Genomic DNA, 14,206 nt, shown 5'->3' with positions numbered 1-14,206 from the left:
GGCGGGTCATGCGCAGACAGCGTCGCCTGATGAACCAGATCAACGTCGTGCCTTACATCGACGTGATGCTGGTGCTGCTGATCATCTTCATGGTCGCGACTCCGATGATGCAGACCGGAGCCGTGAACCTGCCTTCGGTCGCGAAAGCTCCGAGCCCCCCCTCACAAGCGATCCAGGTCAGACTCAACGCCGACCTCTCGCTGCTGATGCACAACCGCGCGCGCGGCGGCAAGGAGGTCGTCGTCAGCGAGGACGAGCTCGTCGCGAGCATCCAGCAGGCCCAGGCCGAGAACCCCGAGCAGCCAGTCGTGATCGCAGCGGACAAGAGCGTCCGCTACGAAGCCGTCATGAATCTGATGGATCTGCTGCAGCGCAACCGGGTGCAGAAAGTCGGTCTGCTGGTTCAACCGGGCAAGAAGTAAAGCGGGCGCAGGATGGAAAACAATCCGGCAGCGCGCATCCCCGAGGCGCCAGGCAAATACATCGCAGGCGGTTTTGCCGTGCTGGTGCACCTGATGCTGACCCTGGTCCTCTTCTGGGGAGTGAGCTGGCAGCGCAAGGCCCCCGAGTCCTACGAAGTCGCACTGGTTCAGGCCGACACGAACACGGTGCCTGAGCCGGCGAGCACCGCTCCGCCCCCGCCTCCGCCGGCCCAGCAGGACGAAGCCGAGAAGGCTGAAAAACCCGCCCCCGTCGAACACCGCGAGGCGGCTGAGGAACCACGTCCGACCGTCAAGCCGGATATCGCGCTGCCCGAACCGAAGAAGAAAAAGCCGGAGAAGAAGCCCGAGCCTGAACCCAAGCCCGAGCCCAAACCGGAGAAGAAACCGGACACGAAGCCCGAACCGAAGGCGAAGAACGAGCCCGCCAGAACCGAAGCCAAGACCGACAAGAAGACCGACTCGAAGCGCAAGAGCGACGCCAAAGCCAGCGATCAGCCCGACCTGAAGGCGGCGGCCGCTGCGGATCTGAAGCGGATGAATTCGCTGCTCGCCCGCGACTCCGAGCGCGCCCGCCAGCAGGCGATGATGGGCGAGGACGCCGGACGCATCGCCGGAGCTAGGGCCAAGGCCGGCTCGGATCGAGCGCGCGACGAATACATCAACAAGATCCGGATCAAGGTGCGCGGCAATATCGTCGTCCCGCCGGGCATATCGGGCAACCCCGAGGCGGTATTCAGCGTCGACCAGTTGCCGACCGGCGAAGTGATGAGCGTGCGGCTCACGCATTCGAGCGGCAGCGCCGTTCTCGATTCGGCGATCGAACGGGCGATCCGCAAATCCAGTCCGCTTCCGTTGCCCGGCAAGAGCGAACTCTTTGATCGTCACCTCGACCTGAAGATCCGGCCACTCGACCAATGAAATCAGGAGCCCCCCAAGCGTTTCGACGAACCGGCCGGCTCATTTGTCCGGAAACCACAGGCCATGACCAATGCGCGCTGTTTTGCCTGGCCTCAGCCCTGCATAGTTAACGTTTGCTTATAATCCAGTCATGTTTTTGAGACGCCAATTCTTTTGCACCATCGCAGCCCTTGCGGCAGCGATGTCGTTGCCCGCCCACGCCCAGCTCCAGATCGAAATCACAGGGGCGGGTGCTCGCCAATTTCCGATCGCGATCGCATCCTTTGCGGGCGAAAACCTTCTCCAGCACTCGCTTGCCGATGTCGTCCGCGCCGACCTGAACCGCAGCGGCATGTTCCGCCTGATCGAGACCGGACCTCAACCGATCGCCGAAACGGCGAAGATCGACTTCGGAAACTGGAAATACCGCGGCGCCGACGCCGTCGTTCCCGGCACCGTTGCGCGCCTGCCCGATGGGCGTTTGAGCGTCCGCTTCCAGCTTTTCGATACCGCCAAAGCCGCCAGCCTCGGCGGCGTCGAGCTGACTTTCCGCGCCGAGCAGTACCGCACGGCCGCACATGGAATCTCGGACTGGATCTACGAAAAGCTGATCGGCGAACCCGGCATCTTTTCAACCCGGATCGCCTATGTGCAGAAGAACGGCCGGCGCTACCAGCTCCAGGTTGCCGACGCCGACGGTCAGAATGCGCAGGCGGCGCTCGTCTCGGACGACCCGATCATCTCGCCAACCTGGTCGCCGGACGGCACCCGCGTTGCCTATGTGTCGTTTCAGAGCAAGAAGCCGGTCATCTATATCTGCACATTGGGAACCCGCCGCCATCAGGTTCTGGCCAATTTCAAGGGTTCCAATTCGGCTCCTGCCTGGGCCCCGGACAGCAGCCGGCTCGCCGTCGTGCTGACCCGCGACGGACATTCGCAGATCTATGAGCTGCGTCCCGACGGCTCGGGCCTCAAACGCCTAACCAATTCGGCTGGCATCGACACCGAACCGCGCTACTCCGCGGACGGTCACTGGATCTACTTCACGTCCGATCGCGGCGGCTCGCCGCAGATCTATCGGGTTGCGGCAGGCGGCGGAGAAGCGCAACGTGTCAGCTTCGAGGGAAGCTATAACGTCAGCCCGCGCCCGTCACCCGACGGCAAGTCGCTGGCCTATATCACCCGCAGCGAAGGGCGCTTCCGCGTCGCGCTGATGGATCTCGCAACCCAGCAGGTGCAGATCCTGACCGATTCGGACAAGGACGAATCCCCCAACTTTTCACCCAATGGCCGACTGATTATTTATGCCACCGAAGTCGGCGGCCGAGGCGTGCTCGCGGCGGTTTCCGTCGACGGGCGCGTCAAGCAGCGTCTTTCCGGGTTCTCGGGCGATGTCCGCGAACCCGCCTGGGCACCGCTTCAAAAATAAGGTGGCATACTTTACTGACGAAACAGGAGCTCGAAACATGATGCGCAAGCTGCTTGCCCCCTCCGTGCTCGCTCTGGCCCTTGCGGCCTGCGGCACAACCCAAACCACCCAGACTCCGGCTCAACCGGAAGCCAAGCCGGCCGCTCCGGTCGCTACCGCTCCGGCCACCCCGGCCCCCGCCGCGGTCGACCCGCTGGCCGCCGTCAAGGATGCCAACAACATCCTGTCGCACCGCAGCGTCTACTTCGACTTCGACAAGTACGACATCAAGTCGACCTACCAGACCCTGGTCGAAGCTCACGCCAAGTTCCTGAACGACAACGCCAACGTCAAGATCCTGATCCAGGGCAACACCGACGAACGCGGTTCGCGCGAATACAACCTGGCCCTCGGCCAGAAGCGTGCCGAAGCTGTCAAGAAGGCTCTGGGCCTGCTCGGCGCCAAGGAAGCTCAGCTCGAAGCGGTCAGCCTCGGCGAAGAAAAGCCCAAGGCCACCGGTCACGGCGAAGAAGCCTGGACCGAAAACCGTCGCGCGGACATCCTGTACCCGGGTGAATACTGATGCGTCAAACCCTCGCCGTACTGCTTCTGCTCAGCGTGGCCCTTCCGGCCCGCGCCGGGCTGTTTGACGACGACGAGGCGCGCAAGCGAGTCGATGCCCTCAGGATCGATCACGAAGCCAGACTCGAAAAGCTCGAAGCCTCGGCTCGCGGGCAGATCGAACTGGCCAACCAGATCGAATCCCTGAAGGCGGAGATCGCCAAGCTGCGGGGTCAACTTGAAGTGATGACGAACGACCTCGATCAGGCCCAGAAGCGCCAGCGCGACTTTTACGTCGACCTGGATACGCGGCTGCGCAAGATCGAATCGTCCGCTCAGACCGCGGACGCCGCTCCGGCGCCCGCGGCCGCTGACCCGGCAAACGAAACGCGCGACTATGAAGCTGCGCTGAACCTTCTCAAAGTAGGGAAAACCAAGGAAGCCGCCAACGGGTTCGTCGCCTTTATCAGGGCCTACCCAAAGAGCAGTTTTCTGCCCAGCGCCCATTTCTGGGCCGCATCCGCGCTGTACCAGGGACGCAACGTCGCCGAAGCCGCCAAACTTTTCAACAAGGTCGTTGAGAACTGGCCTGATGACGCGCGCGCGCCCGACGCCCTGCTTGGTCTGTCGAACAGCCAGCTCGAACTTGGCGACAAGAGAGGGGCCAAGGCTTCGCTCGAGAAGATACTGTCCAAGTATCCTTCCAGCCCCGCCGCACAAAGCGCCAAACAACGTCTCGGCAGGAAGTGATGATGGCCGAGACCACCACCTCGGTGAGAGTCCGTCTCACCGAGGTTTTCTTTTCGCTGCAGGGCGAGTCGTCCCGAATCGGCCTGCCTACAGTTTTCATTCGCCTGACGGGCTGCCCTCTGCGCTGCAGCTGGTGCGACACCCCTCACTCCTTTACTGGCGGCGCCTGGCATAGCCTCGAGGAAATCCTCTCCGAGCTCGCCCGCCACGACACTCCCTATGTCTGCGTGACCGGCGGCGAGCCACTCGCGCAAAAGTCCTGCCTGCCGCTGCTGACCGCGCTCTGCGATGCCGGTTATCAGGTCTCACTCGAGACTTCGGGCGCTCTGGACATCTCGGGGACAGACCCGCGCGTCGCCAGGATCATGGATCTGAAAGCGCCCGGCTCGGGCGAGGTCGCGCGCAACCGCTGGGAAAACCTCGAACACCTGAACGAGCGCGACGAGATCAAGATCGTGCTCGCCAGCGAGGCCGACTATCTGTGGGCCAAGGAGATGATCGCGAAATTCCGGCTGGATCGGCTCTGTGAAGTGCTGCTCTCGCCGGTCCAGGGTTCGCTCGCTCCGGCCAGTCTGGCTGAATGGATTCTGCGCGACCACCTGAACGTCAGGATGCAGGTTCAACTGCACAAGATCATCTGGGGCAACGAGCCCGGCCGCTGACCCGCCGGCCCGCCCCTCGCAAGGAGAAACCCATGACCGAACGCCGTGCCGTCGTCCTTCTTTCCGGCGGCCTCGACTCCACGACCTGTCTCGCGATCGCGCGCAGCGAAGGCTTCATTCCCTATGCGCTCTCGGTCGCCTACGGCCAGCGCCACGCCGCCGAGCTCGAAGCCGCGGCCAGAGTTGCAGCCGCCTTCGGTGCGCGCGAGCACCGGATCGCCCACGTCGATCTGGGGCAGTTCGGAGGCTCGGCACTGACCGATGCCGCGATCGCGGTCCCGACCGACGGCCTGCACCCGGGGATTCCGGTCACCTATGTGCCGGCCCGCAACACGGTGATGCTGTCGCTGGCGCTGGGCTGGGCTGAGGTGCTCGGCGCCAACGACATCTACATCGGTGTCAATGCCGTCGACTATTCGGGCTATCCGGATTGCCGCCCCGAATTCATCGCCGCTTTCGAAAAGATGGCCAGGCTCGCGACCAAGGCCGGAGTCGAAGGGGCAGAGATGAAGATTCACGCACCGCTGATGAGCTTGAGCAAGGCTCAGATCGTCGAGCGGGGAACCACCCTTGGCGTCAACTACGGTCTGACCGTTTCGTGCTACAAAGCAGATGATCAAGGACGCGCCTGCGGACTCTGCGATGCCTGCCGGCTCCGCCGCGCGGGTTTTGAAGCGGCTGGAGTTGCCGATCCGACCCGTTACGTTCCTGTTTGATCACTTTTTTCGTCGAAAAGTTGACAGCACTATCCTAGGCAGCTATAGTGCTTTCCTCTACTCGACGGGTCGGTAGCTCAGTCGGTAGAGCAGCGGACTTTTAATCCGTTGGTCGCGAGTTCGAGTCTCGCCCGACCCACCACTCGCGTAGTTTTGTGGTAGAATGTTTAGCTCTTAGGGGGTATAGCTCAGTTGGTAGAGCAGCGGACTCTTAATCCGCGGGTCGAGTGTTCGAGCCACTCTGCCCCCACCAGATTCAACAAAAAGCCCAGTCTTCGGATTGGGCTTTTTGCTTTTCAGTGTCTGCGCAAAACACCTTGCCCGAGCTTCCCGGGAAAAGCCCTTGGTGCAAAAAGGCCCGCTCGTTCCCGACGACAACACTTCCTCTGCCAACTCCCCCGCGTTCGGGTGAAAAATCCACCTGCCATTCTCTCCAGGCAGACCTATAGTTCCTGCCGGGGACGGTTCTTTCGAACCGGCAAGTACGGGGGACAAGATGGCTAACAACACATTCATCGCGATGAACATGAAGGCGGCGGGAAAGACGATCAGGGCGCCGGCAATCTACTGCGTCCACGAAGACGCGCCGCAGGAGCTCGTAAAGAGCTGGATGCACCGCAACGGCACGAGCGCGAGCGGCAACCTCGCTGCGGACATCGAAGCCTGCAGCCAGCAGATCCGCTCGTTGAAACAGGCGGGCAACACCGTCATCATCGCCTGAACCCGACCGCCCCGACCCGCACCGCGGGATCGGAGTTCTCTTCACTGACGCAGCCCGGGTCCGGGCTCTGCGCCCACTCTCAAATAAGCGCTAAGTTTGACTCCACCGGTGTTCCCGCCGCGAATGCGCACGGTCGCCAGTGTAGAATCTTGCGTTTTGCACTTACCGGAATCAGGATCATGTCGGGTCACTCGAAATGGGCCAACATCCAGCACCGCAAGGGTCGCCAGGACGCCAAGCGGGGCAAGGTCTTCACCAAACTGATCAAGGAAGTCACTGTCGCGGCCAAGATGGGCGGCGGTGACCTCAGCGCGAACCCGCGCCTGCGCCTCGCCGTGGACAAGGCCAAGGCCGAGTCCATGCCCAAGGACAACATCGAAAACGCGATCAAGCGCGGCACCGGCCAGCTCGAAGGCGTGGTCTATGAAGAATGCCGCTACGAGGGCTACGGCATCGGCGGCGCGGCCGTCATGGTCGACTGTCTGACCGACAACAAGATCCGCACTGTCGCCGACGTTCGCCACGCTTTCTCGAAGTACGGCGGCAATATGGGCACGGACGGCTGCGTGTCCTTCCAGTTCAAGCACTGCGGCCAGATCCTGTTCGCGCCGGGCACCGACGAGGATGCGCTGATGGAAGCCGCCCTTGAAGCCGGCGCCGACGACGTGATCAGCAACGACGACGGTTCGCTCGAAGTGATCACCGGCCCGTGGGAATTCACGACCATCAAGGAAGTGCTGGAGAAGGCCGGTTTCAAGCCTGAGTTTGGCGAAGTGTCGATGAAGGCGCTCAACGAAACCGTTCTCACCGGTGAAGATGCCGAGCGGATGCAGAAGCTGCTCGACGCGCTCGAATCGCTGGACGACGTGCAGGAAGTGTACTCGTCGGCCGAATTCGACGAAGAGTAAGCCCCAGGGCCGGAGCCTCTCCGGCCCCTCCATCCGATGACTCTCCCCCGCCTCATCCTCGGCATCGACCCAGGCCTTCAGAGTACGGGCTTCGGTGTCATCGAAAAGCAGGGTTCCCGGCTCGCCTACATCGCCAGCGGTCGGATCCGCACCGATGCGCGCGAGTCCCTGCCCCAGCGCTTGGGCGTCGTCTTCGACAGCGTTCGCGAAGTAATCGCCCACTACCAGCCCGGCGAAGCGGCGATCGAAGAAGTCTTCCTGAACAAGAACCCGTGGTCGACGCTGCTGCTGGGCCAGGCGCGTGGAGCTGCGATCGCGGCCTTGACGACCGCCGGGCTCAGCGTCGCCGAGTACGGCACGATGCAGATCAAGAAGGCCTTGGTCGGTCAGGGCCGCGCGAGCAAGGATCAGGTCTGCCACATGGTTGTGCGCCTGCTGAAGCTCAATGCCAATCCGCAGGCGGACGCGGCCGACGCGCTGGCTTGCGCGATCTGCCACGCGCACGCCGGACACGGCTTCGGAGCCGCCCCCGAAGGCGGAGAAGTACGCCGCCACGCCGGCCGCGTACTGCCTTCGCGCTGACGCGGTTCCAGCGGTTTTCGCCGCCGGATGATGCGGATCACATATCAAGCAAAACAGGCACAGCCTCTGCCCGGGCTTCGTGTCACCATGACGACTCCCGTGCGATTCCGACACGGCAGCCCCAAAAGCAATCGATGAGCGCACCATTGCCTGACGATATTCTCCACGGCCCCCGCCGTCCCGACCTTCTCCGCGAGGAAATCCTTGCCGATCTGTTTGAAGCCAGCGCCGCCCGTGCGCCGGATCGGATCGCGCTGATCTGCGGCGAGCGTGAGCTCAGCTACGCCCAGCTCGACGCCGAGGCGGATCGCGCGGCCTCGCGCCTGATCTCCGCCGGAATCGGTCCAGGCCAGCTGGTCGGCTTGTGGCTGGCACGCGGAATCGATCTGCTGGTGATGCAGCTCGCGATCGCGAAGACCGGAGCCGGCTGGCTTCCGAACGATGCCGACACTCCGGTCGAGCGAATCAAGGTCTGCCTCGACGATGCAAAGGCTTCAGCCCTCGTCAGCAGCGCCGACTTCGCCCTCCGCCTCGCCGATATCGGTCACCCCGTCTGGACCGCCGAGGCGCTGCTGGCGCCCAGTGACGGTCCGCAGCACCGGCGCGGGGACGCCAGCCCCGACGCTCCCGCCTATGTGATCTACACGTCCGGCTCGACCGGCAAGCCCAAGGGCATTGAGATCACCCAGCGCAGCATTTGCCACTTCCTGCGCAGCGAGAACGAAGTGCTCGGCGTGCGCGGCGAAGACACCGTGTACCAGGGCTTTTCGGTCGCCTTCGACATGTCCTTCGAGGAGATCTGGATCAGCTATCTGGTCGGGGCGACACTCTGGATCGCACCGAAGGAGATCGCGACCGATCCCGAGGCTCTGCCGCTGGCGCTGATCGCCAATCATGTCACGGTCCTGCATGCGGTCCCGACCCTGCTCGCGCTGTTCAGCGAGGACCTCCCCGAGCTGCGTCTGATCAACCTCGGCGGCGAGATGTGCCCGGAAGCGCTGGTCGCGCGTTGGGCCAGAGCGGGCCGCAAGATCTTCAACACCTATGGACCGACCGAGGCGACCGTCTCGGCCAGCCTCGCCGAACTCAAGGCCGGCGAGGCGGTCACAATCGGCAAGCCCCTGCCGAACTACGGCCTCCTGGTCATCGCGCCCGAAGTCGAGGAAGGACTCAGACTGCTGCCACGCGGCGAGACCGGCGAGCTGTGCATCACCGGTCCCGGCCTCGCGGCCGGCTATCTGGGACGCCCGGATCTGTCGGCCGAAAAGTTCCTCGCCAATCCGTGGGCGAACAGCGAACACGACTCGCGCCTCTATCGGACCGGAGACCTCGCCCGGATCACCGCGGACGGCCAGGTGCTCTGCCTGGGGCGCGCCGACGATCAGGTCAAGATCCGCGGCTTCCGCGTCGAACTCGGCGAAATCGAAGCGGTGCTCGCCCATCAAAACGGTGTCGGCACCGCCGCCGTCGTGCTGCGCCAAGACGAGGGAATAGACCAGCTCGTCGCTTTCCTCGCCGCCGAGGCCCGCCTCGACTGCACCGCGCTGCGCGCCGCCCTCGCAGAGCGCCTGCCGCCCTACATGGTGCCGGGACGCTTCGAGCAGCTTGACGAGATGCCCCGCCTCGCCTCAGGAAAGATCGATCGCAAGGCGCTGAAGGCGATGCCTCTAGCCGCCACGGTCAGCGCACAGGGCTCGGATTCGCCGCAGACACCGGCCGAGGAGGCGCTGTTCGCGGTGCTGACCCGGCTCTTCCCCGGCCAGAGCATCCTCCGCGACGCGGACTTCTTCTCCGATCTCGGCGGTCACTCGCTGTTCGCCGCCCGCCTCGCTTCCGCCTTGCGCGCTGACCCGCGCTTCGCTCTGGTCACGGTCCGCGACATCTACCAGAACCGCGTCATCGGCCGGATCGCCGAGGCGATCGCCGAGCGTTCGGCCCCCGTAGCCGCTCCCGCCCCGCAGTGGACTCCGCCCGCCGCGTGGAAGCGCTGGACCTGCGGCCTCGCCCAGGCGGCCGCGATCCCGGGGCTGATCGCATTCAAGATGGCGCAGTGGCTCGCGCCCTTCTTCACCTACCATTTCTTCACCGGCGACCCGGGTGATTCGATCCCGCTCGCCGTCACCGCCTCGGTCGGCGTGTTCCTGCTCGCAACGCTGGCCGAGCTGGTCGCTGCGGTCGCGCTCAAATGGCTGCTGATCGGACGCCTCAAGCCGGGCCGCTACCCGCTGTGGGGATTGACCTACTACCGCTGGTGGCTCGTCGACCGCTTCATCGAGGCCGCTCCATCCTATCTGTTCAACGGCTCGTCGCTCTACACGCTGTGGCTGCGCGCTCTGGGCGCAAAGATAGGCCGCGAAGTGTTGATCGGCTCGATGACGCTGCGCGCGCCCGACCTGCTCGCAATCGACGATGAGGTCAGCATCGGCAACGCGACGAACTTCGAAAACGCGAGGGTCGAGCGCGGCGAGCTGGTACTAGGCCAGATCACGGTCGGCCGCAACGCCTACGTCGGCTCTTATGCGGTGCTCGAAGGCAACACCTCGCTCGCGCCTTGGGCTCACCTCGAAGCCCAATCGGCGCTCGCCGACGGCGAGAGCGTCCCCGAGAAACGGATATGGACGGGCTCGCCGGCGCGCGACGTCGGCGCTTTCGCGCCCGAATCGCTGCGCCCGCGGCCCGCCGTCGGGCTTTTCCGTCTCGGCGGCGAGGCGCTGTTCTTCATCGCCGGCGCCCTCGCGATCGCGATCCTGTTCTTCCTGCCGGTCTTCCCGACCTTCATGCTGATCGACTGGCTGGACGAAGCGAACCGCCTGCCCTGGCTGCAGGGCGAAAGCACCTGGCTGCAGCTCGCCAAGTACTTCCTGCTCTCGCTTCCCGCCAGCGCCGTGCTGATCGTCTGCACTGCATTGCTGTCGGCCGGAATCCGCTGGAGCGTTCTGCCCAAGATGAGGCCGGGCTGCACGCCGGTGCATGGCTGGCTCTACCTGAGCAAATGGTTGGTCAATCAGATCCAGGAATCGAGCCTGCAGATCCTGCACGGCGTCTATGCGACGGTCTATGCGCCCTTCTGGTACCGACTGCTCGGCGCGAAGGTCGGGCGCAGCGCCGAGATCTCGACCGCGCTTGGAGTCGTTCCGGACATGCTGACCCTGGGGGATGAGACTTTCATCGCCGATGCGGTGCTGCTCGGCGACGAGGAGATAGACGGGGGCTGGATGACGATGAAGCCGACCCACGTCTCGCGGCGCAGCTTCGTCGGCAACGGCGCCTACATCCCGGACGGCACGACGCTGCCCGAGAACGTTCTGATCGGCGTGCTGTCGCGCGCGCCCGCCAACGCCGCGATGAAGGATGGGGACACCTGGCTGGGCACGCCGCCGATCAACCTGCCCGCGCGCGAAACCGTCAGCGGATTCCCCGAAGAGCTGACTTTCCGCCCGTCGGCATTGCGCCGCCTCGGCCGGGGCCTCGTCGAAGCCTTCCGCATCGTCGCCCCCCACGCGCTGGTGATCGCCGCCTGCTATGCGATCGTGCTCGACGTGATGCCCGACGCGGGTGCCGGACGCTGGGTCAGCGTCGCCAGCGACCTGGCGGTGACCGGCCTGCTCTTTGGCCTGGCCTCCTTCGTCTTCGTTGCGCTGTTCAAATGGATCCTGCTGGGTCGCTACCGCAAACGCTCGGTGCCGATGTGGACGCCCTTCGTCTGGCTGTCGGAAGCGGCCACCAACATGTACGAAGGCATCGCGGTACCGAACTTCCTGCGCTATCTGCGCGGCACTCCGTGGTTGCCCGTCGCATTCCGGCTGCTCGGCTGCCGGATGGGCAAAGGCGTCTATCTGGACACAACCGACATCACAGAATTCGACTGCGTCGCGATCGGCGATCACAGCGAACTGAACGCGCTCAGCTGCCCGCAGACTCACCTGTTCGAAGACAGGGTCATGAAGGTCGACGAAGTCGTGATCGGCGAGCGCGTCTATATCGCACCGCGCAGCACCGTGCTGTACAGCGCCTCGGTCGCCGACGGCGCCCACCTGGGTCCGTTCACGCTGGTCATGAAGGGCGAGAACATCCCGGAGATGAGCGCCTGGCGCGGCTGCCCGGCCGCGCCCGACCGCCGGCAATGATTCCGGTACGGCGCGCTCCGGCGACTCTCGAGGCCGGAGCGCGCCTGCACCTGCTCGCGGTCGAGACTGCGGATTCGCCGCTGCGCGAGAGCGCCCGCAGCCAGATCCGGGCGACCATTGTCGATGCGCTCGCACAGACCCTGGGCCTCCCCGCCTCCGCACTAACGATCCGTTCCATCCCTGGCGAAGCCCCTGCACTGATCCTGCCGGACGGCAGCCAGGCAGGTCTGTCGATCAGTCATTCAGAAGGGCTGTCGATCGCGGCGATCGCTCTGGACGGAGCGGTCGGAGTCGATCTGATGCGGATCATCGGGCTTGCCGACCAGCAAGCCCTCGCCCGCGATTATCTGGGCCCGGACGCCACAGCCCGACTCGCCGCGCTTCCCGCACACGAGCAGGCAAGGGCTTTCGCCCAAGTCTGGACCGCGCACGAAGCGAAGCTCAAATGCCTGGGCCTGCCCCTCACCGAGTGGAGCGAAGCGCTCGAGACCAAGCTCTCCCGCTGCGCGGTGCAGGAATTGGCCCTGCCCGAGGCATGGGCAGGCTCGCTCGCACTTGTCGCTTGAGCAGCTCGCGCGTGCCAAGGTTTGAATCAAAAAGAAAGCCACCCCAAGGTGGCTTTCCTGATCAGTCCAAAACCGCTCAGAACTTCAGCAGCCTCGCCGACAGCGCGGGGATCGTCACTTCGATGACGCCGCTCGCCGCGGAGAGGCTCGCACCGCTCTGCAGGTCGGTCAGCGAAGTCGCGCCGCTCACGACACCGGTGGCGATCTTGACCGTCTTCGCGCTGCTGCCGGTGTTCATCGCGAGCAGCACATGGTTGGTGCCGGCGTCCTTGCGATCGATATAGAGCGTCGTATCCGAATAGACGTGGGTGCGGGAACCGATCGCCAGAGCCGGGTTCGCATCGCGCAGCGCCCACAGCGCCGCGACCGTGTCGTGCAGGTCCTGCTGCTGGGTCGTCAGCGTGCTCGCGGCGGCGCCGACCGTCGTCGGAACGCCCTTGACGATGCCACTCGTACGCGAGACGTGGTCATCACAGGTGCCGCTCAAGGCACAGCTAGACGAGGAGTCCTTCGCCGAATAGTTCGCGAGTTCCTGACCGATCTCGTCGCCGTAGTAGAGCGTGACCGGCCCCGAATAGGCAGCCATGAACGCGAACGCGAGCTTGTGCCTCTGCCAGTACTGGGTCGTGTCGGTGCCGCCGTAGCCGGCGCGCTCGATCAGATCGCCGAAGCGGACCAGGTCGTGGTTGCCGAGCATCAGGTTCGGGATCGCGTGATCCGGATAGGAAGCATGGGTCGAGAATACCTGCTTGAGCAGACTGGCGGCCTGAGCTTTCGCGTCCGACGCGGAAGTATCTTCCTGGGTCGCCAGGACCTTGACGACGCGATAGCGGCCAGGGAAGTCGAAAGCCGAGTTCAGCGCCGGGCTCGCGGTCGTGCCGTAGCCATAGGTCGCGATATCGCTCTCGCCGCTCCAGATCTCGGCAACCATGTAACCGAGCGGATTGACGGTGGCGCCGGCCGCATTCGTGTAGGTCTTCGCAGCTGAAGCGGTCTTGACCGTCGTGCGCAGCGATCGCCACGCCGAGAGCGGAACCTGATAGGCCTGGTCGAGGCGCCAGCCATCTATGCCCAGCGTGTTGATCCAGTAGGCCGCGACTTCGTTGTAGAAGTCCAGAGTGGCCGCCTTCGAATAGTCATCGCAGGTCATCAGCCCGGACAGGGTATTGCTGCCGCCCATGCCTGAGCAGGTTGTCGTCTGCACCGGCAGACGGCCGTTCGGCGACGCGACCAGATTGGTCTTGTGGTGGCCGAACACGCCATCGAAGAACACATAGAGACCGCGCTTGTGCGCTTCATCGACCAGAGTCTTGGCCTGGGCCAACGTACCGAACTTCGGATCGATCGCGAAGTAGTCGCTGGTGTAGTAACCGGTCGCGTCGAGCCGGTCGGCCCACTGGTCCTGCCCCGAAGCGGCAGTCGACTTGAAGATCGGCGTCAGCCAGATCGCATTGACGCCGGTGCTCTTGATGTAGTCGAGCGAAGCGATGATGCCCTGCAGGTCGCCCTTGTGATGGCTCGAACCGTAGCCGGTGTTGTAGTCGGCGCTCGAGTCACCGTCGATGAAGGACTCGACCATGATCTGGTAGGTGCGCAGAGCACACTCGCTGTTGCTGGTACCCTTGTTACAGGGCAGAGTCTCCTCCGTGCTGCCCGAAACCGAGCTGATCGATATTGCGCTGTCGGTCGGCGTGACCGGCGTTGTGGACGAGTCTCCGCCCCCTCCTCCACAGGCGATCAGCAGAGCGCTCGCGATCAGGGAGAGAGCCAGTCCGGCCCGGTGTTTGATGCTCATCGATGTCTTCTCCAAGTCCATTCCATGGGCCCGGCTTCTGCGGATCTCCCCGCGGAGATCCGGCTGCGAG

Annotated in this window: 13 protein-coding genes and 2 tRNA genes; 14 read left to right on the top strand and 1 reads right to left on the bottom strand. The window is 64.3% G+C overall.

The features are described from left to right. The first annotated feature begins 8 nt into the window (after positions 1-8). From ACHFB9_RS02350 to ACHFB9_RS02285, 14 genes are all read left to right on the top strand, one after another. On the top strand, positions 9-422 hold the full coding sequence (locus ACHFB9_RS02350) for an ExbD/TolR family protein (protein WP_417069376.1): 414 nt from the start codon (positions 9-11) through the stop codon (positions 420-422). Positions 423-434: 12 nt separating this feature from the next. Continuing rightward, on the top strand, positions 435-1,361 hold the full coding sequence (locus tag ACHFB9_RS02345) for an energy transducer TonB (RefSeq protein ID WP_417069375.1): 927 nt from the start codon (positions 435-437) through the stop codon (positions 1,359-1,361). 181 nt (positions 1,362-1,542) lie between these two features. Continuing rightward, a complete protein-coding gene (tolB, locus tag ACHFB9_RS02340) occupies positions 1,543-2,769 on the top strand; it encodes a Tol-Pal system beta propeller repeat protein TolB (RefSeq protein ID WP_417069374.1) in 1,227 nt (408 codons plus the stop codon). A gap of 40 nt (positions 2,770-2,809) precedes the next feature. After that, positions 2,810-3,331, top strand: coding sequence for a peptidoglycan-associated lipoprotein Pal (gene pal, locus ACHFB9_RS02335; RefSeq protein WP_417071318.1), 522 nt, complete (start codon positions 2,810-2,812; stop codon positions 3,329-3,331). A 35-nt stretch (positions 3,332-3,366) separates the two neighbouring features. Beyond that, complete coding sequence (gene ybgF, locus ACHFB9_RS02330; RefSeq protein ID WP_417069373.1) at positions 3,367-4,059, top strand: tol-pal system protein YbgF; 693 nt, start codon at positions 3,367-3,369, stop codon at positions 4,057-4,059. Then, on the top strand, positions 4,059-4,721 hold the full coding sequence (queE, locus tag ACHFB9_RS02325) for a 7-carboxy-7-deazaguanine synthase QueE (RefSeq protein WP_417069372.1): 663 nt from the start codon (positions 4,059-4,061) through the stop codon (positions 4,719-4,721). The genes ybgF and queE overlap by 1 nt, the downstream gene beginning before the upstream one ends. Positions 4,722-4,753: 32 nt before the next feature. Beyond that, a complete protein-coding gene (gene queC / locus ACHFB9_RS02320) occupies positions 4,754-5,437 on the top strand; it encodes a 7-cyano-7-deazaguanine synthase QueC (RefSeq protein WP_417069371.1) in 684 nt (227 codons plus the stop codon). A 66-nt stretch (positions 5,438-5,503) separates the two neighbouring features. Further along, a tRNA-Lys gene (locus ACHFB9_RS02315) sits at positions 5,504-5,579 on the top strand. 35 nt (positions 5,580-5,614) lie between these two features. Beyond that, positions 5,615-5,690, top strand: a tRNA-Lys gene (locus ACHFB9_RS02310). 243 nt (positions 5,691-5,933) lie between these two features. Then, complete coding sequence (locus tag ACHFB9_RS02305) at positions 5,934-6,158, top strand: hypothetical protein (RefSeq protein WP_417069370.1); 225 nt, start codon at positions 5,934-5,936, stop codon at positions 6,156-6,158. A 179-nt stretch (positions 6,159-6,337) separates the two neighbouring features. Beyond that, positions 6,338-7,066, top strand: coding sequence for a YebC/PmpR family DNA-binding transcriptional regulator (locus ACHFB9_RS02300; RefSeq protein WP_417069369.1), 729 nt, complete (start codon positions 6,338-6,340; stop codon positions 7,064-7,066). Between the two features lie 36 nt (positions 7,067-7,102). After that, positions 7,103-7,648, top strand: coding sequence for a crossover junction endodeoxyribonuclease RuvC (gene ruvC, locus ACHFB9_RS02295; RefSeq protein WP_417069368.1), 546 nt, complete (start codon positions 7,103-7,105; stop codon positions 7,646-7,648). A gap of 134 nt (positions 7,649-7,782) precedes the next feature. Beyond that, on the top strand, positions 7,783-11,775 hold the full coding sequence (locus ACHFB9_RS02290) for a Pls/PosA family non-ribosomal peptide synthetase (RefSeq protein ID WP_417069367.1): 3,993 nt from the start codon (positions 7,783-7,785) through the stop codon (positions 11,773-11,775). After that, positions 11,772-12,341, top strand: coding sequence for a 4'-phosphopantetheinyl transferase family protein (locus ACHFB9_RS02285; RefSeq protein ID WP_417069366.1), 570 nt, complete (start codon positions 11,772-11,774; stop codon positions 12,339-12,341). The genes ACHFB9_RS02290 and ACHFB9_RS02285 overlap by 4 nt, the downstream gene beginning before the upstream one ends. Positions 12,342-12,417: 76 nt before the next feature. Here the strand turns inward: ACHFB9_RS02285 and ACHFB9_RS02280 are convergent, their stop codons facing one another. Then, positions 12,418-14,136, bottom strand: a complete 1,719-nt coding sequence (locus ACHFB9_RS02280) for an alpha-amylase family glycosyl hydrolase (RefSeq protein ID WP_417069365.1) — start codon at positions 14,134-14,136, stop codon at positions 12,418-12,420. Positions 14,137-14,206: the final 70 nt, after the last annotated feature.

The organism is Niveibacterium terrae, assembly GCF_048213115.1.
In the GTDB taxonomy this organism is placed as follows: Bacteria; Pseudomonadota; Gammaproteobacteria; order Burkholderiales; family Rhodocyclaceae; genus Niveibacterium; species Niveibacterium terrae.
The sequence above is the reverse complement of the archived record's forward strand: the minus strand, read 5'-3'. Positions and strand labels throughout refer to the sequence as shown.